At 24.1% G+C, this 19940-nt stretch carries 29 protein-coding genes and 1 pseudogene; all 30 read right to left on the bottom strand.

All coding sequences use genetic code 11. The features are described 5' to 3' along the window. Positions 1-97 precede the first annotated feature (97 nt). On the bottom strand, positions 98-811 hold the full coding sequence (locus ACTG45_RS21070; RefSeq protein WP_021383099.1) for a LytR/AlgR family response regulator transcription factor: 714 nt from the start codon (positions 809-811) through the stop codon (positions 98-100). A gap of 211 nt (positions 812-1022) precedes the next feature. Next, positions 1023-1379, bottom strand: coding sequence for a hypothetical protein (locus ACTG45_RS21065; protein WP_223153063.1), 357 nt, complete (start codon positions 1377-1379; stop codon positions 1023-1025). A 31-nt stretch (positions 1380-1410) separates the two neighbouring features. After that, a complete protein-coding gene (locus tag ACTG45_RS21060) occupies positions 1411-3180 on the bottom strand; it encodes an RCC1 domain-containing protein (protein WP_479920349.1) in 1770 nt (589 codons plus the stop codon). Between the two features lie 506 nt (positions 3181-3686). After that, the gene (locus tag ACTG45_RS21055; protein WP_479920348.1) at positions 3687-4865 is read right to left on the bottom strand and encodes a hypothetical protein; all 1179 of its coding nucleotides are present in this window, start codon (positions 4863-4865) and stop codon (positions 3687-3689) included. Between the two features lie 80 nt (positions 4866-4945). Beyond that, entirely contained in the window at positions 4946-5212 is a 267-nt protein-coding gene (locus ACTG45_RS21050) for a helix-turn-helix domain containing protein (protein WP_479920347.1), read from the bottom strand. A gap of 29 nt (positions 5213-5241) precedes the next feature. Further along, the gene (locus ACTG45_RS21045) at positions 5242-5628 is read right to left on the bottom strand and encodes a retropepsin-like aspartic protease (RefSeq protein WP_021383052.1); all 387 of its coding nucleotides are present in this window, start codon (positions 5626-5628) and stop codon (positions 5242-5244) included. Position 5629: 1 nt separating this feature from the next. Continuing rightward, positions 5630-5875, bottom strand: a complete 246-nt coding sequence (locus ACTG45_RS21040) for a hypothetical protein (RefSeq protein ID WP_479920346.1) — start codon at positions 5873-5875, stop codon at positions 5630-5632. Positions 5876-5943: 68 nt separating this feature from the next. Then, entirely contained in the window at positions 5944-6210 is a 267-nt protein-coding gene (locus ACTG45_RS21035; protein ID WP_227825339.1) for a helix-turn-helix domain containing protein, read from the bottom strand. A 504-nt stretch (positions 6211-6714) separates the two neighbouring features. Then, a complete protein-coding gene (locus ACTG45_RS21030) occupies positions 6715-8250 on the bottom strand; it encodes a hypothetical protein (RefSeq protein ID WP_479920345.1) in 1536 nt (511 codons plus the stop codon). A gap of 3 nt (positions 8251-8253) precedes the next feature. Then, positions 8254-9183, bottom strand: a complete 930-nt coding sequence (locus tag ACTG45_RS21025) for a hypothetical protein (RefSeq protein WP_479918877.1) — start codon at positions 9181-9183, stop codon at positions 8254-8256. A 129-nt stretch (positions 9184-9312) separates the two neighbouring features. Further along, positions 9313-9933 carry an integrase gene (locus ACTG45_RS21020; RefSeq protein WP_479920344.1) on the bottom strand — a complete coding sequence of 207 codons (621 nt, stop codon included), beginning with the start codon at positions 9931-9933 and terminating at the stop codon, positions 9313-9315. Between the two features lie 350 nt (positions 9934-10283). Next, positions 10284-10904: a hypothetical protein gene (locus ACTG45_RS21015; RefSeq protein ID WP_223153059.1), complete on the bottom strand. Its 621-nt coding sequence runs from the start codon at positions 10902-10904 to the stop codon at positions 10284-10286. Beyond that, complete coding sequence (locus tag ACTG45_RS21010; RefSeq protein ID WP_284182611.1) at positions 10904-11413, bottom strand: hypothetical protein; 510 nt, start codon at positions 11411-11413, stop codon at positions 10904-10906. Before ACTG45_RS21010 ends, ACTG45_RS21015 begins: the two co-directional genes overlap by 1 nt. Before the next feature lie 91 nt (positions 11414-11504). Further along, positions 11505-11882: a hypothetical protein gene (locus ACTG45_RS21005; RefSeq protein ID WP_479920343.1), complete on the bottom strand. Its 378-nt coding sequence runs from the start codon at positions 11880-11882 to the stop codon at positions 11505-11507. A 19-nt stretch (positions 11883-11901) separates the two neighbouring features. Continuing rightward, entirely contained in the window at positions 11902-12618 is a 717-nt protein-coding gene (locus tag ACTG45_RS21000) for a Fic family protein (RefSeq protein WP_479920366.1), read from the bottom strand. 277 nt (positions 12619-12895) lie between these two features. Next, positions 12896-13705, bottom strand: coding sequence for an ORF6C domain-containing protein (locus tag ACTG45_RS20995; protein WP_479920342.1), 810 nt, complete (start codon positions 13703-13705; stop codon positions 12896-12898). Positions 13706-13875: 170 nt separating this feature from the next. Further along, positions 13876-14106, bottom strand: a complete 231-nt coding sequence (locus ACTG45_RS20990; RefSeq protein WP_479920341.1) for a hypothetical protein — start codon at positions 14104-14106, stop codon at positions 13876-13878. Next, positions 14099-14623, bottom strand: coding sequence for a hypothetical protein (locus ACTG45_RS20985; RefSeq protein ID WP_479920340.1), 525 nt, complete (start codon positions 14621-14623; stop codon positions 14099-14101). Before ACTG45_RS20985 ends, ACTG45_RS20990 begins: the two co-directional genes overlap by 8 nt. A 207-nt stretch (positions 14624-14830) precedes the next feature. Then, positions 14831-14977, bottom strand: coding sequence for a hypothetical protein (locus ACTG45_RS20980; RefSeq protein WP_479920339.1), 147 nt, complete (start codon positions 14975-14977; stop codon positions 14831-14833). Between the two features lie 229 nt (positions 14978-15206). Next, positions 15207-15395 carry an AbrB/MazE/SpoVT family DNA-binding domain-containing protein gene (locus ACTG45_RS20975; protein WP_167640929.1) on the bottom strand — a complete coding sequence of 63 codons (189 nt, stop codon included), beginning with the start codon at positions 15393-15395 and terminating at the stop codon, positions 15207-15209. 94 nt (positions 15396-15489) lie between these two features. Then, positions 15490-15762 (bottom strand): annotated as a pseudogene (locus tag ACTG45_RS20970) (plasmid stabilization protein); the annotation flags it as partial. Between the two features lie 314 nt (positions 15763-16076). Next, the gene (locus tag ACTG45_RS20965) at positions 16077-16280 is read right to left on the bottom strand and encodes a helix-turn-helix transcriptional regulator (RefSeq protein WP_479920338.1); all 204 of its coding nucleotides are present in this window, start codon (positions 16278-16280) and stop codon (positions 16077-16079) included. Positions 16281-16521: 241 nt separating this feature from the next. Next, the gene (locus ACTG45_RS20960; RefSeq protein ID WP_021383090.1) at positions 16522-16728 is read right to left on the bottom strand and encodes a helix-turn-helix domain-containing protein; all 207 of its coding nucleotides are present in this window, start codon (positions 16726-16728) and stop codon (positions 16522-16524) included. Positions 16729-16811: 83 nt separating this feature from the next. Beyond that, positions 16812-16967 (bottom strand): hypothetical protein, encoded by a 156-nt coding sequence (locus ACTG45_RS20955; protein WP_154106815.1) that lies wholly within the window; start codon positions 16965-16967, stop codon positions 16812-16814. A 101-nt stretch (positions 16968-17068) separates the two neighbouring features. Beyond that, on the bottom strand, positions 17069-17383 hold the full coding sequence (locus ACTG45_RS20950) for a hypothetical protein (RefSeq protein ID WP_021383066.1): 315 nt from the start codon (positions 17381-17383) through the stop codon (positions 17069-17071). Positions 17384-17511: 128 nt separating this feature from the next. Continuing rightward, positions 17512-17700: a helix-turn-helix domain-containing protein gene (locus ACTG45_RS20945; RefSeq protein ID WP_022620714.1), complete on the bottom strand. Its 189-nt coding sequence runs from the start codon at positions 17698-17700 to the stop codon at positions 17512-17514. Positions 17701-17904: 204 nt separating this feature from the next. Next, positions 17905-18063 (bottom strand): hypothetical protein, encoded by a 159-nt coding sequence (locus ACTG45_RS20940; RefSeq protein ID WP_022620715.1) that lies wholly within the window; start codon positions 18061-18063, stop codon positions 17905-17907. Positions 18064-18215: 152 nt separating this feature from the next. Continuing rightward, the gene (locus ACTG45_RS20935) at positions 18216-18425 is read right to left on the bottom strand and encodes a helix-turn-helix transcriptional regulator (protein WP_227831842.1); all 210 of its coding nucleotides are present in this window, start codon (positions 18423-18425) and stop codon (positions 18216-18218) included. A gap of 475 nt (positions 18426-18900) precedes the next feature. Further along, entirely contained in the window at positions 18901-19101 is a 201-nt protein-coding gene (locus ACTG45_RS20930) for an AbrB/MazE/SpoVT family DNA-binding domain-containing protein (RefSeq protein WP_479920337.1), read from the bottom strand. Between the two features lie 193 nt (positions 19102-19294). Further along, positions 19295-19438 carry a hypothetical protein gene (locus tag ACTG45_RS20925; RefSeq protein ID WP_227831932.1) on the bottom strand — a complete coding sequence of 48 codons (144 nt, stop codon included), beginning with the start codon at positions 19436-19438 and terminating at the stop codon, positions 19295-19297. Between the last annotated feature and the right edge of the window lie 502 nt (positions 19439-19940).

The raw sequence follows: 19940 nt of genomic DNA, 5'->3' as shown, positions 1-19940 counted from the left end.
AATATTAATTTTTTTCCTATTTTCCTACATAATAATATTATAACTCTTTCTCTATAAATCATCAAGAACATACATTCGATTCTTTTAAACAAATTATTTACCAAATTCTATCTCTCAATATATTTGATAAATAAAATTTTAATTCTTTTGCTTTTCTAGGAGCTACCTTAATTTTTATATTATTTTCTGTTAAATATACAAAATTATAGTTCAAATTATTAACTTGTAACAAATTTATAAGATAGCTTTTGTGACATCTAAAAAAAATCCCTTCTTTTAGCTTTTCTTCAAATATATCAAGTTTTTCATTTATTATATATTCATCTGTTTTTGTTATAACCTTTAATTTTCTTTTAACAATCTCTGCAAATAAAATATCTCTTTCTTCTATTATTATGATTTTTTTCTTTTTTTTTATATAAATAACAGCCTCTCTTTTTCTCCAATCAATAGCAAAATCAATCATTATTTTTTCAAAATTTTTGTAGTATATTGGTTTTATTAGGTATCTAAATGCATTTATTTCATATTCTTTAACAACATCTTCATTAGATTCAGTAGTAAATATAATCTTAACATTTTTATTTCTTTTTCTAATTTCTTTTGATATTTCAAATTCATTTTTATCTTCTAAGTTTAGATCCATTAAAACTAAATCTACTTTTTTAGAATCTTTTTCTAAAAGTTCTTCTACATTTTTAAATAATAAAACTTCATATTGTTTTATTTTTATTTTCTTTAAAAAAATCTTAATAAAGTCATGAATGATATCTCTTTGCATATCATCATTTTCACAAATAATTATTACCATAATAATCACTCCTCAAAATATATATTTAATAAATATTATATATTTTTGATATCTGAGTTTTGGTAATTATTGTAATTTGTTGTATTATAAATACTTTTTTTATCATTTTGTGTCTGTAGAACTAATTTTTATATTAATATAATTTATCGTTATATAAAAAATACTCAGTACTGATTAAAGTACTGAGTATTAGCATATAAGTTTAAATATTTTATAATTTTGGTAATTCCTCATTTGTAAATTGTTGTTCAATTTTAACTTCATTGATTTTTTCACTTATATTATTATTTTTTAACAACATTAATATTTCTTTTTGATATTGTGTTTGGTCTGTGGAATTTTCAACTAGCTCTGCTAATCCTTTTAAAACTAAACATATAACGATTCCACTTACTATAACCCCAGCACCAATACCAATCATAGTAGAACTATATTGTTCATAAGTATCTGATAGGTAATCATATGGAACTTCTACTTTTTGACACATGATTATTATACCTGATAATACTTGTATACCTGCTAATAAGACGCCCATATTTGATAAACATCTTGCTATGTAATTTTTCATTTTTTATACCCCCAAATTAAAATATCTATTTTTATATTTCTTCATTGTATTCTTCATCTATCGTATTATTTATTCCTCTTATAAAAATCACATTATCTTTTCTTATACCTACTAAAAAATTATCAATAGGGTCATCAAAATTTATATATTCCACATCTTTTAAATTTTTTATATTATCCAGATTTTGGCCTCTACTAGATGTTAAAATATCTCCATTTGAATTAATCCCTATAATAGAAATTCCTTCATGATTATCTATTATTTCAGCAGAAATAATGTCTTTCCAATCTTTAATGATTTCATTAAATTCTTCATCTGTACTTATTATTGTTCCATCTTCTTTTATACCTACTATCCCACATAATCCAATATGTATATCCTTTATATCCTTCCAACTTTTAATATCATAAGGACCACCTGATACAACTACTGTTCCATCATTCTTTATTCCAAAGATACTATAAGACCCACATTTTATTTTTGATATTCCTTTCCATTTATCTGTTTCTTTTCTATGAGTTGAACTATCATATCCTGTAAGTAATACTTTTCCATCTTTTTTTATTCCTATTACTGTTGTATTTTTCATATACTCAATAGTTGATTTTGTTATTTCTATACTTACTATATCAGACCAATTTTTCACATCGCATTGACCATATTCATTATTTCCAGTGGCAACAACAGTACCATCTTTTTTTAATCCTACAAAAGTTCCACTATCACATTCTATATCTAATATATCTATCCATTTACTAATATTATCTGAATCTGAATCTTCAAGTCCTTTAGAAACAACAGTACCATCTTTTTTTAATCCTATTATTGAATCCTCATATGATGCTATAGATATTATATCTTCCCAACCAGATATAGAACTGCTTTCACCATTCACTTTTCTATGTGTTACTTTTCCATTATGTTTTAGCATATATACATTATTTTTTTCTGCAGATATTTTTTTATTATATTCATTTTTATATTTTATTTCATTAAAAAAAACATGCTTATTAATAATATCTTTACCAATAAAGATAATAAAAATTAATAATATGCTGATTAGTAACATTGACTTTTTTTTATTATTTTTATTTATATTCTTTAATTTATGTTTTTTACATTTATTATCTTTCTCAAGCTTGATTTCTATTTCTTTTTTCTTTTTTAAGCTTTTTGTGTGAAGAGACTCTAAATAATTTTTATTTATCTTTTTTATTTGTAGTGTTTTACTTCTCTTACAATTATCACATCTATCTTTTTCTATTTTATTTATTTTTCCGCAACAACAATTCCATGCTTTTTTTTCTATTATATTAGGCATATACTTAATTTCATATTCAAAATCATATTCCTCATAATCTTTTTTAAGTTCTCCTAATAATTCTATTTTTAACAATCCTATTTTATCTAATTCAGCTATAATTAAACCTTCTTCTCTTTCGTATTTATGAACTTCATTATTTAAAAATACTACTTTTTCTAATATAACATTTATTGTTCTTGTTTTATTATCATTTATTCTTATAGCAATGTCATCACCAAGACATTCATGAGGTTTAATGTTTATATCTTGATAAACATGCTTTAAATTACCATCTATCAAATCTCCTGCATCATTAAAACATTCTATTTTAAAATATGCAGACTTTATCTCCTTATCAGATATATTACACAATTTTAGTTGTAATAATAAATCACCAGTAGCATTATCCTTTGTTATAGCCCCTTTGATAAGTTCTAATGGCCATTCTGAATGCCAAACATCAAATTCCAAATATTTTAATATTTCAAATCTATTCATTCCCCAATTTCTCCCTCTATATGATTATTTTCCTCAAGATAATTATAGTATACTTACAGAAGACTTTGTAAATAAAAATAAATAAAAAACAACTTAAACTATTATTTCTATCCTTATTCAGTAAGTTAAAACAAAAATTAACATCAATAATTAAAATCATAAATTGAATTCAATAATTAGGAAATAATTAAAAGGCTTATAATTAAGTAATTGTAATAAACACAATAAAAATTAATTTTTAGTAATAATATATTGTTGATTTATTATTATTATTTTTGAATAACTTTTTTATTAAATTGTATAATTATATTTATATAATGGAAAATTAAGTTATTATTATGTATAAAAAACTTTCTATTGTGTATATAATTTCATTAAAATAAGCATAAAAAAATAGAGCTAATAGAGATTTCACACTCTTTATAGCTCTATTTAAGTATTTTATTATTTGAATACAAACACTAATAGGAGTAGTCAAAATCAATTTTTTTGAACTACTCCATATATTAAATTGCTATTGCTAAACTTCCATTCTTATTTATGTTCTGAACAATCAATGTTCTTATAAATGCTCCTGGATTACGTATCTCATTATAGTTTGTATCTTCTTCGTCAACTGTATATTTATTAAACATATAATCTAATGCTGCTAGTACTCTATTAACTCCATATTGTACTGCTAATCCGACTAAGTCATTTATAATAATATCTTTTTCCATTTCTAATTTATTTCTTAAATCTTCTTCAAATAAATTATATCTATCTAAATTTATCTGAGATAATACTTTACTATAATTAGAACTCAAGGAACATCCTGTATCATCAAAGAATTTTAATATTTTTATTTTTACAGATTCTGTATATTTCTCTGAGATGCTTTCTTTCGTCTCATAACGTTTTGTATCTATTGTATCATTACTTACATCGAATAAAGTTTTAGTGCTTCTTAGAAAGGTATCTATACGCTTGTTTGATTTCTTTATGTACTCTGGAAGTATAGAGATAAGATTATCTTTTTTAAATCGTATTCTTTTACCTAATTTACTTCCTTTAGCATCAGCCCAAACTAACTTTTTAATTTCAAGTTTTAACTCATTTACATTTTCAAAACTTAATAGGTGATTTAAAGTATCTAATGACATAGTCAAGTAACCTTTTCCACCATCTTCTTTTTTAAGATGATTTTTATATTCTCCATCTATAACTATATCAAACTTACCTCTTTTTACTTCTGTAGAGTAAATTAATCCAACTTGCAATAATACATTATGATTATGTCTAGCTGTAATAATAGAGATATTGCATATATCAGCTATATTTTGAAATGATATTGATTTTCTAACATAGTTTTTATTAGATACTATAAAATGATATGCTAGATATTGCTTTATAGCACTCTTACTTAAAGTAATACATTTATTTACGTTAGTTACAATCTCTATTGTACCAATTTCTGTTTCTTTTTCTGTAACATAAGAAAACTCTGATATAGTGTTTAATTTAGGACAATTTGAGCAGAAGTCATTTAATTTATTACTATCAAAAGAAGGATTATTTTTTATTGTACAAGAATTACAAGCAGAATAATCTATTTTTTCTACTTTTCTTATAGAAGTTTTAAAAACGCCTAAGATATCTTTTAGTTTTGATTTTGATATTCTAGCAACTGGTTTTAATTCTTGCATATTATAATCCTCCTTTCTTAGTAATATTTCTATAAAATTATTATAACACATATGGTTACATGTTGTAAGAATGTGTAACATTAGTACTCGTTTTTTTTGATTTTCATGATAGTATTTCTGCCGCAGTTATACTTTTGCTCTGCTTTTCTTATACTCAATCCATTATCTAAATCATTTTTTATTTTTTTTACCTGCTCATCATTAAATCTTTTGCTTCTCTTACCTTGCTGGACTACATAATAATTTTCATTTTCTAAAGTCTCATATTCAATTCCAGCTTTATCTAGCTTCTCTTTTTTCGAACTATCTACAATAAAGACTACTTTATCTTTATATTTAATACTCATATTGTGATAACCCCTTATATAAATATGTTTTATTTTTGTATTAATAAATTATCTACCAAATCAATAATTAAATTAGCATTTATTAAAAAGTCTAATCCTAATAAACCATTTACTTTTTCTTCTGGGTCAATCTCTCCAAAATCTAATTTTATATTTTCAAGAGTTATATCACCACAAGCAACCTTATTAACTAATTTCCTTACTGAATATTGAACAGTCCCACCATAACCAGAAGCCTTTACAATTGTATCATCATCATTAAATCCAATATCTGATTCCTCTAAATAAGAAGAAGATATTATAGTATGAGATGCTCCAGTATCAATGATCATATCTTTTACAAGGATACTTTTATTTTCAATTAAGATTTCTATATCTGTATATAATAGTCCATTTTTATATTTGAAATTTTTCATACTACAAACCTCTTCTTATACCAATATGTTTTATGATATCTATTACAAATTCTTTATTCTTGGTGTTATATACAATTTCTTTATCTTTACATCTGTTGAATTCTTTTAAAGCCTCTTTATTGTTAGGAATAACTTTTATAAGAGCTACTTCATCTACATACTCCTTTTCATTTTGTATATGCGATTTCAAAATTTCTAATTTTACAAATGAATTAGGATATAAGTTTCTAACCTCTGACCATTTCATAGAAATCAACTCCTTTATAGTATAAGAATATTATAATATTAGTGAGGTAAAATGTAAATGCTACCTCATTAGTACTTATTTTGTTTTATATCTTGTATGGTTCTTGTACTACAATTCCATTTCTCAGCACATTTTCTTAAACTCATACCATTATTTAAGTCTTTTTTTATTTCACTCACATCTTCATTATTAAATCTCTTACTTCTTCTACCTTGTGTAACTACATAGTACTGCTTGTCCTTCAGGTCAATATATTTTATATTAGAGTTGTCTAATTCATTTACATTCTTTTTTTCTACAAGCACAAATTCTTTATCTTTATATTTAATACTCATAATTCTCTCCTTATATAAGATTAATTACTACGGAGTAGAGACCATTATTTTTTTATGGATTATTATTAAAAATATATTATTATAAAAATAATCTAAAAATTTTACATTTATATAAACTTATCTTAACCAAATTAAAAGTTTTTGTCTATTTGAATTACTACGGAGCACAGACCATTATTCATATTGGAGAATAGTAATTTCAATACTTCTAAATTACTACGGAGCTGAGACCATTATTCATATTAGAGAGCAGCAATTTCAAGGGATGTAAAAGCTGAATTTTAGAATAAAAAAAATTTTTCGACATTATTCTCATACCAAAAAACAGCTTTTTTAGTGGTTTTTTGAATTACTACGGAGTACAGACCATTATTCATGTTTTTTGAAAAATACCAAAAAACAATTACTACGGAGTACAGACCATTATTCATGTTTTTAAATTTTTAAATTTGATTAATAAGAAATACATAAGATTAATTACTACGGGGTACAGACCATTATTTTTTAATCTACTATATAAGATGGTAAAGATAAAACTGTATTATTTATTAAACATTTTCTTTTTTCAACGTCTTCATAGAACCAAATATCAAAATATCCATATCCTACATCATATTTTTTTATTATAAATTGATTTTCCATAATTTCTTTAAGTCCATCTTCAATATATTTCATATTATCTTTTAGTTTATTTTTATTATTTAAATGTACATACCATTTTAGTTGTTCTATATCAAATGTATATTTTTTATCTACTATGTTTACTCCCTGACTAATTTCAAAACTTCTTCTACCTTCAAGTAAGTAAGCTAAGTTTATAGACTGTGGTAGTTTTAATTTTTTTAATTCATTTTTATACATTAATTCAGTTGAGACTCTTTCAATTTCTTCAACAAATGCTTTTGTAACTTGAACAGCATTTCTTCCATTTATTTCTTCTATATGAATTCTTGAAAATAGGTTGAAACTTGTTTGAGATTTTAAGCTACCATCTTTTTCATATGTCTCAGTATAAAAAGTATAAAATGGTAACTTCATTAATTTATCTCTTACTTTCTGATAATTTGCCTTAGCATCTGTCAATCCTAAATACTTTAATAAATCTGATAAGAAAAAAGTATACGAATTTAAATAACTATATGAATAAGCGAATCTGATTATATCTAAATCTTGTTTGTCTAAAAATAATTTACTAATAGCTTTTTTTTCTGTTGTTTGATTAGTAAGTTCTAATTTTAATCCATCAATGTTTTTAATATCACTTGAATTAGGGTCTAAATTAAATTCATAAAACATATCTATCTGTGTACCAGAATCATTTATAGCATCATATGGATGTGATTGATATAAATTCTCATCTTTTCTTGCCACATTTAAATGATTTATTTTTCTGCCTCTAGTGTGAGGTATAAATATGCCAGGAGCTAATTGTGATGGACTTTTAATAATTATCTTGTTAATATCAAATTCATATTCATCTTGTAAGATTTTAGTGACACATAGAATCAAATCATGTGAAAAGGCTGAATTAATTTTACTATCACTTAGTTCTTCAAGATAAATATAGTCAGATATTTTATAAGATAAATTTGAAGACCATTGTTCAAGAAAATCTTTTCTTATTTCAAGTAATTCTTCAGGACTATCCACGGCAGCAGTAATAATCCTACCAGTTTTTATAAATTCACCCTTAACAATTCCATATTCCTTTTTCAATAATTTATTTGCTGTTTTATTCATAGATTCTAATGTCATTCTCATCCATCTTTTTTTTAAGTCCCATGCATTTTTACTATGTTTTTTTCGCAATCTTTTAGCTTTAGTAGGAGTTTCCAATTCATCAATCTTATCAGCAATTGTAGAATATACAAAATCTTCAAAAATAGGCTTTACTTTTTCAGTAGGTAAATCATTTCGTATCCTAAAGATTTCAAAAAACTTTTTTGTTAATAATTTAAATGTCTCTGTATCATAAATAGCATGTATGATTAAATCTATTTTGTTTAGATTTATGTTATTCTCTTTCACATCTTTACTCATAGCTTACTCCTTTTTAGCATATTTTTGCTTATAAATAGATAAAACTTCTTGTATCTTAAAGTTCAAATCATTGTCTTCTTTGAACTCTTTTAAGCTTTTATTAGTCCAATAGCCAGATTTAGTATATTTTTTTTCATTTAGTTGCATTTGATGCATAATACCAGAAATTTTTAAATTAGTGAAATTCAACTGTACTTTATTATCTAAATAAGCAGTAATTATAAGTAATCTTTTACGAATTGTTGAATATCCTATCTCTTTTAATCCATTTCCATATCGGGCATCTGGCTTAGTTTTAATCAGATATTCCGAATTAGAATTAAATAGATAAAATTCAGCCGCATTACTATCTTGCTCTAGATATTGTTTGTATTCTTTCTGCTCTAATGTTTCTTTTGTAAAATCAGATAAGAGTTTGTCCAATTTAAACTCTGTATCCTTTAATTTTATTAACCTTTTTTCTAAATCTATGTCTTTTATTTTTATACCCCTTATGTCTTCAGCATCTTTACCAATGAGTCCACAAAAAGCTGCGTAAATTATAAACTTATCTTGTGCATTAGTTAACTTATTACATACTTGAAGGACTTCATCTTTTGTTAGGTATTTTGATAAATCAAATTCAGCAACTAAATCTTTTGGCTTAGAAAAGTGAATATCATAGTTTAAAGTTTTAAATATCTTGTTAATCTTGAAAATTATAGCCATTATAGCATTGTATGTTTTATCCTGACTCATATCTCTTACAATTTTTTCTTTATCATTACCTACTATCTCAACAATATAGTCATTTTCCTTTTCAATAAGCTTTCCTTCTTTAGCAAACCAAAATATTAAAACTTTATAAACTTTGAGTATGCCGATCCTTGTTTTTTCATCTTCATTTTGTAATAGCTCTGATAATATATTTTCATTTTTTAAATTATAATTCATATGCTTAAACATCCTTTTTTTTAGTTATATATATTATAACACTTACCTTCTCCGTTTTAAATGGAAAATAAAAAATAACCTCAAAATAATAAGGTTATTTGCATTAAAACTACAATTTTATTGTCATTTTTATTTATCATACTTTTTTATGTATTCTAATAATGCCATACTCATTAAATCAGACTTATTAAACTCTCTATATTTTTCACAAAACTCATCAAATAAATTCCAAGCGTCTTTATTTAATCTAACAGTAGTCCTTATAGCGTCTTTAGATGGTAAATCAATTTTAATTCCATCTTGTATAACTTCTATAACATTTGTATCATCTTTTTTATCAAACCAATTCAAAACATCTTGTATCTTGTCATAGTCTTTTGCTAAAGAAATAATATTATTTTTAAATTGATTGTCAATTACTATGTTGTGACTGTTGTCATCTTCTATTGTCATATTAAATATAGTATCATTGTTACTCTGTGATTTATTATTTACTACATTTGTCATACCATTGTCACCAATAAATATATACTCATCATTTATACGCTTATAACCTCTTTTAGTGAGATATTTTCTTATACTACTTTCAGACACGACAAGCTCTATTGCAACTTTAGTCAAACTCTTATTATCATTTAACTTATTATTAATATATTCAACTATATATGTTATATCATTATTTTTCAAATCGTTCCAAGTCATTCTAATCACCTCTAAATCAAGTATACTATATGAGATTACGATTGTCATACTATGTTCATCTTTTAATTCTATCTTTTATCTACATATATTTCTGGATTCTATCATTTTTTTACAATATTATATCTATCAAACAATAGATAATTAAACTTAGAATACATAAAATTATCCACCCAATAAAACTCTCCTTTTTATTATCAAACATATTTAAAAACTTTAATGAGTCTTTAAATATCAAAATAGATAATTTAATAATTATACAAATCCCTAATGAAATAAATAATATTTTAAGCATTTTTTTCTCCTTATTAATATAGGTTATATTTAAAATTATAACTAAAAAATATCCTAAAATATATCATATATTTTAGGACATTTTTTTAGTATTATATATTTTTAAATTAATTATTTCTTAAATAAAGACCTTCAATAGAACAAATTTTTTCTATTGTATTTATAAAATCTGTACTATTTTCTATGTATATCATTACAGCCAAACTATTTATATCAAAAGATATTTCTAAATCTAATAAAAATATATTTATAAATATCTTTTCTCTAAATGCTAATTTCAATAATGAATTAATAGCAAAGTAATCATTTTTAATATCTTTAAATTGAAATAGGTTATTCTTAATAATTTTTAAATTTTCAATATCTTCTTCTGCTATTATATCTTCAATATTTTCACACTCTTTTTTATAATCAATATAATTTGTACTTATAATAATATCGTTACTATAGTTAAGTAATAATAGTGTTGTTTTTAAAAATTTATATTCTTCTAAAAGATAGTTAGATTTGTCAGAATATAAATCAAAAAAGATTTCTAAAACATTATGTGGAGAATCTACATTCATTCTTTTAGGGAATCTATCTATAAATTTAATATTTTTTTCCAATAAATCTGGTGACATAAGTTCAGTATCTATCCATAATGAATGTTCTTCTATGTTCTCAGCACAGTCACTACTTATAATTAAATTTTTAAAATGCTTATGTATTTTTTTTTCTAAATCCACTACTTACCAACAACCCTTCCTTCAGAATCTAATGAACCAATTCTATTACCTTTTTTATCTTTTAATTTCCACTTGCTACCTTTATGACCATCTCTATCTGGGTCTATTTTCCAACCTGTTTTTGAATTTTCTCTAACTCCATTTTTCAATCTTTTATCAAACTTCCCAATGCCAACTGTTCCATCTGCATCCTTTAGCTTCTGTGGTATCTTTTTCCACGCGTTGTCAATTTCATTTGCAGTACTTTTTGATACACGATATATATCATATATTGTAAGTCCTGTAGCAGCAGTTATTCCTAAAGCAGCAAAAACCGATGGAGCTATTGCTATAGCAGGAATAGCAAAAATTATTCTTTCTTGAGGATTGTTAGATTGTTCCTCTTGAATTTCTTGTTGGTTTGTATAATTATCTTCGTCTAGTGCATATGTGGTTCTCATCAAAGGTATACCCAACATTATAGCTGTTAGAGCAATAGCAATTGATTTTTTTAAGTTTTTTAATTTCATAAAACAACCTCCTTATATATTCAACTTTAAATATATAACGAATGGAAATTGCATTTTTGGACACTTATTCATAATAATTTAAAAATATGGATTAACCTCTTTGATGATATTCTCTCCAATCAAAATTATCACCTTCTTTTTTTAGCCACCAATAATCTTCATGTGAACAACCATGACATTTTTTACATATCTCCCAAGGGTCATAAAAATCTAATCCAAGACCTTCTAGTATACTATTTAACCCATGTCTTTCTTCTGGCATGACTCTATCACCTATAAAATCTCTTATATTCTTATCATTAGGTTGATAATCAAGCCTTAAATCTGTGTAGTCATATAGTAGTGGTGGCAAATAATTTATATTATCTACTGTATCATACAATTTAAAACTAAATTTATCTTTATCTTCATCATAAATAAAATCACCTATGGGAATATCTTTAAACATTAGTGTATATTTGTGTAACATAATATAATTCCTCCTACAATTAAAAATTCCACAAATCTTTATTTCTTTCTTTGTAGTCATCTAAACTTTCAAAATATTGTTCTAGAGGTTTATAATATTCATTATAGCAACCTTTTAAAGCCTGTCTATAATCATCTACAGTATCACTTGATACTATAACTAATTTCAAATTATTCTCAAGTATTTGTTTAAGTAATAGAAATCTTCCTATTCTTCCATTACCATCTTGAAAAGGATGAATGATTTCAAATTTATAATGAAATTCTGCTAAATCTTTTAATGTAATATCTTTTAGATTATTATACCATTCAAGAAGTTCTAATATCTTTGCTTCTACTTCAAATGGCTGAGCTAATACACTATTAGTTCCTATTATTCTATTTGGTATTTTTTTATATACACCAGATAGTCCCATATTATGGATACTTGAGTTGTACATAAGTTGATGATGTAAATCTTTTATATACTTTTCTGTCAAACATTCTCCTAAAGTATCTATTACAGTTTCAAATACATAACTTGAATTTACTGTTGTTATAACATCATCTAAAGTATGGTCACCTTTTACAATGTTGTACTCAATCAAATCTTGTAAACTTTCACTTGTAAATGTACTTCCTTCTATCTTATTTGAATGAAATAAAAAGTTATGTCTTAAGTCTTTATATAAAGAGTTTGGTATGTTTTTAGTATATTTTAATTTTTCTATAAATTTATTTTCAATCAATATATTCATCTCCATTTTTAACTTTATTTTATATTAATAATATTAACAAAAAGTATTATCTTTTACACTATCTTTTGAACTTTATTTGTTAATAATGATATTTAATTGAGAAAAGAATGTTATCATAATTCTCTTCTCAATTATTTAGTTACATTGTAAAACCTTTAAATTTACCAGCTTTAATAATGAATGACAATCCCATTGTATGCCATCTAAAAGCATCATATAGACTTATAGTATGTATATCTTTTATATAATATATCATAATAATCTCCAATCATTATTCTTATATATTTTTAACTTTTTGAAACATATATATTTCATTGCTTAAATCATAATTAGGTTCCCAATTTTCTATGAATTTAATTGCATTGTCATAGTTCTTTTTAGCAGTGTTTTTATAGCTATTAACACCCAATTTTTTTCTATAATCTTTCCATAGTGAAAAGTATACTCTTTTTCTTAATTTAGCATCTTCATAAGCTGAAAAATTTAAACATTGATATATTTGTATTACCTTTCTATTCACTAAACTTCTAATAGTTTCTTGTTGATTGTAATCTATGGTAGAAAAATCATATAGTACATTGACTTTTTCTTCAAGATTATGTTGTCCCACTTCAAGTTCTGATTGTCTTTGCTCTAATTTGATTATAACTTTTAACTCTGGAGATAAATTTTCAAAAGGGTCATTTAACTTTTCTTTCATAATAAAGTATTCATCCATTATTTTATCATGTATCTCCCAAGCCAAATCAGTATCCATTATCTTAATTAACTTTGAGTAACCTCTTTCAGATAATAAAAATATATTATCAGCTTTTGATATTTGCATTTTACTATATCCAAGTGTTTGTAATAGTTCTAAATTGTCATCCGTGTCACGGATAACTTTTAAATCTATAATATCTATATCTTCTCTAAATCTTTTTATATTATCTTTTATCCTCTCTCTTATCTTAAAATTAGGTTGATTATGTATTTCTCCTATAGTCTTATCCGTCATACATTTTTTATCTTCACCAAAACCACCTTCTATAACTGGTATTTCTAAATTCATAAACTTTTGTTTTCCTTTAACTTTTAATTCATTCACTTTTTCCATCTCCCTTTTTAAATTATTAAATGTAGTTATTATGAGTTTTAAAATAGTAACTACATTTTTATGTTAAATTACAATTTAATTAAAAATTGGCATAATAACTTTGTGTTGACTAAATGAATCCCTTTTACACTCAGTAGACATTGTTATGTCTAGTAATGTTCTTATTTATTTCCATTATCTACCATATTCTTCAAAATATCTAAACTATCATATATATATCTAATACCATTTAAGAATTGAGTTTGTTGTTTTATATATCTTCTTATATCTCTACTCTTTGGATATTTGACCAATAAGTCCTTAAATTTTTCAATCATTTCATTTCTTGCATCAATATCATTTTCTATGTATTCCAATTGATTTAATATGGATAACTTATCATTATTATTCATTTGTGCCACCTCCAGTTGACAAGGAATAATAATATTCTATATAAGTATTAATACAATTAGTTAAATCAATTTTACTATCTAATGTTAAACACCAATCACCCATACAAGAAGGATAAAAGTAATATTTATTATCCTGTTTTATATAAACAATTAAACTTCCATCACTTAAAAATATCTTGATGTTTCCATTGTTATTTAACTTATTAACCATATATGTTTTACTTGAATGACTTATATTGCTAGATAATTCTTTGTAAGTATTAACTGCTCTGTCCAACTCTTTTTTATTTTTAAAGCTATAGTTCCAATCATCTAGACATGCAGGATAAAAGTTATAAACTTTCTCTTTAGTATCGTATAAGATTATACTTTCATCTTCTAAAACTTCTACAACTCTATCTGTAGGCTCTACATAAAAATTATCTAATTCGGCAGCCTTAACTTCTTTTGCTCCAACTATTCCTACAATAATTAAACCTAACAACATTCCTATAATCATACTTTTTAAATTTTTCATCTCAATACCCTCCTAGTTTATAATTACGAACTCGTACAAGCTCGTATAAGCTCTTTTAATAACGTCTTAATGATTTATACCTTTGCATTTTTATACTTTTTAAAATCGTTTTATCAAATTACTATCATTATTAATTAATCTATAGTAATATGCATATAATAATAGAGATTTGATAATTTAAATATCTTATTAAAATTAATATTTTAATTAATCTTGTTTAGTTATTATTGACTCCCAGTTATCTTGAATTTTAACTAACATATCGTAAAAATCTTCTATATCCACATTTTCTATACTTTCCTCATACTCTATTAAAAGTTTACACATTTCATCATATACTATATTTTTCATCATCTCATACACTCTCCATATATTTTACTTATTAAAAGTTGAATTTTATTTACTTATATTGAATTTTATTTTCATTATCTAAATGCATCATATTATTAATTTTTTCATAATTCATTCCCTTTTCATTTGTTCTGTCCGAATAATTTGTTAAATTTTTTTATCTGTTTGGATATTTTTATTATAATGCATTCTGTCCGAATGAGTCAAGTGTTTTTTTGAGTAGATTTTACATCTACTCAGTTATTTTTTCTATTATTATTTTTTCCCCATCAAAAGTTAGTGTAACTTCCCTATCTAATTTAGTTATATCCATTTGTTTAATCCAATTAGTAGGAATTGTTATTCTATTTGTGACTGAACCTTTACTTGCAGTTCCTCCACTTGTAGTAAATAATACTTTTGCTTTTCTCTGTTCATACATTCATCGTACCTCCAATGGTATTATTATTTAATAATACCATACTAAGAGCTTGTAGAAAAGACACTCAATAGCTCAAGTGTCTTTTTATGTACTACTATTTAATTGATTTAAGTTTAGCTATGTCTGTCCAATTACTTGATGTAACTATCTCAACCTTATTTAAGTCCTTTTTAATATCTGTTGTATCTTCTACTAATTTAGATGTATGTTTAATAACTGCGTCTAATGTATTTCTATTAATTTTTACATCTGTCTTAATTTCTGTAATATCTTTTTGCATTTCAACTTGTCCAGTTTTTAAGTCCTTAATATCGCCTTCGATACCATCTAGTCTAGTATTAATTCCTTTTATTTCTCCTTGCATTTCTTGTAACAATTCTAATATTTTTTCATCCATACCGTTCACACTCCTATTATTATTATATCATAATTCTAAGTACTATATTCAAGTACTTAATAAAACAATCCGTAAATTATTTTACTAAATACTTGATGTGTTTTTGATAACGCAGTACCTCATAACTGTTATGTCATATTAAGTTTTCAAGGTACTATTGTATCCGAATTTTAAAATGGTTTTTTTCGTATTTAATTCTATATTCATTTTGATATTTTAATTATATATTCTTATACGGATATTGTCAACGTATTTTTCGGATTTTTATTTCTTATTTTGCTCGATTAGTCTAAGTCGAGTAATTCAAATATTTCTTCTTTACTGAATTTAAGCAATTTAGCTATTTTTTCAAGTTCTTCAATTTTAAATGATGTTTTACCCTTTTCTTTATCATTATAAGTTGAAGTCGACATATTAATGTATGTGCTTAACATTTGTTGTGTGTATCCTCTGCTTTCTCTTAATTCTTTTAATTTATCAAGTTTCATTTTATCACTCCTTTTTACTACATATATTATATAATATTTTAAGAATAGTATTTTGTCAAATTTGACAATATTGTAAGAATAAACAAATTACTATAAATTAGAATTATATATTTTAGCTTATTTTTCATATTCGATTCTAAAAACTAAATGTATAAACAAGGAGAGTGTATTGAAACGTGCTTAGAATGGATTTAAATGGCTTGCACAATATATTGTTGTAATAAAATAGACTAGCTATAAACTAGTCCATTTTTCTATGTGGTTCTAATAATTCATTTGCATTTATATCTAAATAATATAGTATTTGTTCTAGTTCCTCTACTGAAAAATCTCTATGACCATTTTCCTTATAAGCATATGCTCTTATGCTCATACCCATTTTAGTACTTAATGTTTGTTGAGTATAACCCTTTTGTTCTCTTAATTCTTTTAACTTATTAAGTTTCATTATATCACCTCTTGTACTTTTAATATTGGGTGTGTTACAATATACCTATAATATACTACTTATAAGTATATTGTATCTTGTTATTAGTTATTAATCATGTTCATTAATATGTATAACAAGCCTATAAATGAGATTAAAGCAAAAACTATTTGTTCAGCCGATTTAATCATCTGAACTACGAGCTTTTCAAGTTGTGCGACCAACTCGATTAGCTCTTTTATTTTGTCTTTGGTTATCATTTAAGACACCCCCAATATTAAATTGTATAAGGTAGTGTTAAGTACTACCTTAATTATATTATACTATTATGAGTAAAAATATGCAAGTAAAAAATTGCTTATTATTCAAAACCTTTAAGTTCAAGAAGTTCCTTCCAATTATTTATAATTATACTTTCTAAAATAGATAACTTATTATTGAATTTATTTGTATTACTTTCCATTTTTAATATAGCCGTTTCAACTGATTTCATACTAATACTATCATCTGAATTACTAGTACTTTGAACAAGTTTCAATAAGTCAATTTGATTTACTATTTTATCTTGATTACTTTTTAATTCAATAATATCTGTACTTATTTTATTTTGTGAGGTTTTAATTTCTTTAATATCAGTTTTTAATTCTTCTAATAAATTGATTATACCAGTATCCATGCTTAACCCTCTTTTCTGTATATTTTAGTTATGTTTTAATATTATAACATGGATTCCTGTGGATAACTTATACAAAAAAAGAACTACTATATGTCAAGTAGCTCTTTTAAATTTATTATATCTCTATTCTAATCAAGTAATTCTAAAGGGTTTATATCTAAATATTTATATATCTTTTCAAATTCTTCAATCGTAAATGATGTTTTACCATTTTCTTTATTCTGATAAGTTCTTTCTTTTATTCCCAACATTTGGCTCATATCATACTGTGTAATTTTCTTAGATGTTCTTAAATCTTTTAACTTATTAATTTTCATATTATCACCTCATTAATTTTAAAAATAAACAATATACATTGCTTTAAGTGCAAAATATAAGAAGAACAATAAACCTAGTATCTTTACTATTTGTATAGTAGTTTTAATATGTTGACTCATATAATCACCTCATTTACTTTTGATATTAGGTGTGTTACAATATACCTATAAAAATATATCTATATAGGTATATTGTATTGGCTATTAATGTTTAATTATGTAGATAAGTATTAATAACCAACCGATACAAGAACATAAAACAATCAAAATATGTTCAAGTGATTTAAATACTTGGACAAGGAGCTTTTCAAGTTGTCCTACCAACTCGATAAGCTCTTTTATTTTGTCTTTTGTTATTCTCATAACGTCACCCCCTAATATTAAGTTGTATAGATAAGATTAATTCTTATCTTAAATCTATTATAATACACGAAATAAAATTAGTCAATATAAAAATACGAATTAAATATAAAAATAGACTAGATATGTTACAACCTAGTCTATTGAGTGTTATACTATACATTTTTTCTATCTAACAAACTTAATATTTCTTCATCACTTAAATTCAATACATCAAATATCTTTTCTAAATCTCCAATATAAAAAGGATTCTTACCACTTTCCTTACTTGAGTAAGTTCGATATGACATATTAATATAAGTAGACAACTGTTGTTGTGTTAGTCCTCTTTCAAGTCTATATTGTTTTAATAAATCTAGTTTCATTAATCAGTACCCACCTCCTAAAATAAACGTTTAATGTTTATTATTAATGCAATAATAACTATTAAACAACCAATACCATATAATATACATGTCTTTGTATCTCTTTTCATAGCTTGTTTAAATGTGTTATAATATATAGTAGACGTATCACCCATACAAGAGTCGGTACACTCTTGTATAGGTTTATTGTTTTACTTATTAATAAAACAATAGATAGTTATTAAAGAGCTTACTACACTCACTATGTTAAAGATGATAATAAGAACATTCTTTAACAATAAAACTTTGTTGATACGTCTACTATGCTTACCCACATTATTGTACCTCCTTTCTGTTAAATTTTGGTACAAGTTTATTATACCATTAGCTACTATAATATTGCAAGTTGAATTACAGAAAGTATTATGGTAGAGTTGTTCTAAATGTTAAAACAACTAAAAAAGGTAGTAGATTATACAATCCACTACCTTAATAATTAAAGTTCGTTGTCTGCAAACTCATCATATTTTTTAATTGTTATAGTTTGATTGTGTTCGTCATATTCAACTACAACAGTTTTGTCCTCTTGAGTTAATCCCATATCACGAATCCATGTAATAGGTAAACTTATCCTTGTATACATTGAGCCTGAACCACTTTTTGAAAACGACATGTTTAATTTTCTTTTATTATCCATTTTAAAAACTCCTTTATTATTTATTTATTTTAATGAATATATATATAATTAATATTAAAAATATAATTTTTATTAATAACTTTGTAATATTTAGAAAAAGTTTCAATATTTTATTTTTCATTGTATAATTAGTCACAAAAATGATATAATTTAGTTACTAGAAGGTAGGTCTGAACTACCTTCTAGTAAAGAATTAAAATAGTTTGTTTAATAATGTTATTAATGCAACTATTTTAACAAGAAGTTTAATAGTTGAGGTAACCATTTTATTAAGCTTCTCGATTAAGTTGTTAAGTTCGTCAAGTATCTTGGCGAACTTTTCAAGTTTTTGTGACATCTCATCACCTCCTATAATTATATTATATACATCGTGATGACTAAAGTCAATATAAAAATGGAAAATAAAGTTATTTTTTTGTTTTTTCTTATCATATTTGCAACTTCAATCCTTGTAATATCATAAAAATTCTACTCATTAAAAAATATTGTTTATCATGTTTATTTAAAAGGCTTACCTATCCATAATTAAAAATTTATAAGTGACTGAAAAAAATAATTATAAAAAGTAAAACGTTTAATTATACAATGGTATGTACTAAAATATATCATAAATTATATTATTAACTGACGTATTGCTGACAAAAATATAGAATATGTTATTGTAAATCTTGGAAATGCTGGTATATATAAAAATGGCATAGAATAGTTTGTTTTATGCTATATATAATAGTAGTACTTAAAAGTTTAGTGAAAAGTAATATTTTATTAAAAAAAATAATATTTATATGATTTTAATTAATAAAGTAAAGTAAAAATAGCATAGGGGTATTTTTAGGAAA

This window comes from Clostridioides sp. LIBA-7602 (genome assembly GCF_056688945.1).
The sequence above is the reverse complement of the archived record's forward strand: the minus strand, read 5'-3'. Positions and strand labels throughout refer to the sequence as shown.

What these genes read in the sequence shown, in the direction of transcription:
- ACTG45_RS20945 (WP_022620714.1), bottom strand. Translation starts at nt 17,700, where the DNA reads ATGAAAATTAATAAGTTAAAAGATTTAAGAACATCTAAGAAAATTACA.
- ACTG45_RS21030 (WP_479920345.1), bottom strand. Translation starts at nt 8,250, where the DNA reads ATGAGTAAAGATGTGAAAGAGAATAACATAAATCTAAACAAAATAGAT.
- ACTG45_RS20950 (WP_021383066.1), bottom strand. Translation starts at nt 17,383, where the DNA reads ATGGATACTGGTATAATCAATTTATTAGAAGAATTAAAAACTGATATT.
- ACTG45_RS21025 (WP_479918877.1), bottom strand. Translation starts at nt 9,183, where the DNA reads ATGAATTATAATTTAAAAAATGAAAATATATTATCAGAGCTATTACAA.
- ACTG45_RS20985 (WP_479920340.1), bottom strand. Translation starts at nt 14,623, where the DNA reads ATGAAAAATTTAAAAAGTATGATTATAGGAATGTTGTTAGGTTTAATT.
- ACTG45_RS21040 (WP_479920346.1), bottom strand. Translation starts at nt 5,875, where the DNA reads ATGAAATGGTCAGAGGTTAGAAACTTATATCCTAATTCATTTGTAAAA.
- ACTG45_RS21020 (WP_479920344.1), bottom strand. Translation starts at nt 9,933, where the DNA reads ATGACAATCGTAATCTCATATAGTATACTTGATTTAGAGGTGATTAGA.
- ACTG45_RS21065 (WP_223153063.1), bottom strand. Translation starts at nt 1,379, where the DNA reads ATGAAAAATTACATAGCAAGATGTTTATCAAATATGGGCGTCTTATTA.
- ACTG45_RS20925 (WP_227831932.1), bottom strand. Translation starts at nt 19,438, where the DNA reads ATGTCACAAAAACTTGAAAAGTTCGCCAAGATACTTGACGAACTTAAC.
- ACTG45_RS21060 (WP_479920349.1), bottom strand. Translation starts at nt 3,180, where the DNA reads ATGAATAGATTTGAAATATTAAAATATTTGGAATTTGATGTTTGGCAT.
- ACTG45_RS20960 (WP_021383090.1), bottom strand. Translation starts at nt 16,728, where the DNA reads ATGAAACTTAATAAGTTAAAAGAATTAAGAGAACAAAAGGGTTATACT.
- ACTG45_RS21010 (WP_284182611.1), bottom strand. Translation starts at nt 11,413, where the DNA reads ATGAAATTAAAAAACTTAAAAAAATCAATTGCTATTGCTCTAACAGCT.
- ACTG45_RS20990 (WP_479920341.1), bottom strand. Translation starts at nt 14,106, where the DNA reads ATGAATAATAATGATAAGTTATCCATATTAAATCAATTGGAATACATA.
- ACTG45_RS20975 (WP_167640929.1), bottom strand. Translation starts at nt 15,395, where the DNA reads ATGTATGAACAGAGAAAAGCAAAAGTATTATTTACTACAAGTGGAGGA.
- ACTG45_RS20935 (WP_227831842.1), bottom strand. Translation starts at nt 18,425, where the DNA reads ATGAAACTAGATTTATTAAAACAATATAGACTTGAAAGAGGACTAACA.
- ACTG45_RS21045 (WP_021383052.1), bottom strand. Translation starts at nt 5,628, where the DNA reads ATGAAAAATTTCAAATATAAAAATGGACTATTATATACAGATATAGAA.
- ACTG45_RS21000 (WP_479920366.1), bottom strand. Translation starts at nt 12,618, where the DNA reads ATGAATATATTGATTGAAAATAAATTTATAGAAAAATTAAAATATACT.
- ACTG45_RS20980 (WP_479920339.1), bottom strand. Translation starts at nt 14,977, where the DNA reads ATGATGAAAAATATAGTATATGATGAAATGTGTAAACTTTTAATAGAG.
- ACTG45_RS20955 (WP_154106815.1), bottom strand. Translation starts at nt 16,967, where the DNA reads ATGATAACCAAAGACAAAATAAAAGAGCTAATCGAGTTGGTCGCACAA.
- ACTG45_RS21070 (WP_021383099.1), bottom strand. Translation starts at nt 811, where the DNA reads ATGGTAATAATTATTTGTGAAAATGATGATATGCAAAGAGATATCATT.
- ACTG45_RS21005 (WP_479920343.1), bottom strand. Translation starts at nt 11,882, where the DNA reads ATGTTACACAAATATACACTAATGTTTAAAGATATTCCCATAGGTGAT.
- ACTG45_RS21055 (WP_479920348.1), bottom strand. Translation starts at nt 4,865, where the DNA reads ATGCAAGAATTAAAACCAGTTGCTAGAATATCAAAATCAAAACTAAAA.
- ACTG45_RS21050 (WP_479920347.1), bottom strand. Translation starts at nt 5,212, where the DNA reads ATGAGTATTAAATATAAAGATAAAGTAGTCTTTATTGTAGATAGTTCG.
- ACTG45_RS20965 (WP_479920338.1), bottom strand. Translation starts at nt 16,280, where the DNA reads ATGAAACTTGATAAATTAAAAGAATTAAGAGAAAGCAGAGGATACACA.
- ACTG45_RS20940 (WP_022620715.1), bottom strand. Translation starts at nt 18,063, where the DNA reads ATGAGAATAACAAAAGACAAAATAAAAGAGCTTATCGAGTTGGTAGGA.
- ACTG45_RS20930 (WP_479920337.1), bottom strand. Translation starts at nt 19,101, where the DNA reads ATGGATAATAAAAGAAAATTAAACATGTCGTTTTCAAAAAGTGGTTCA.
- ACTG45_RS21035 (WP_227825339.1), bottom strand. Translation starts at nt 6,210, where the DNA reads ATGAGTATTAAATATAAAGATAAAGAATTTGTGCTTGTAGAAAAAAAG.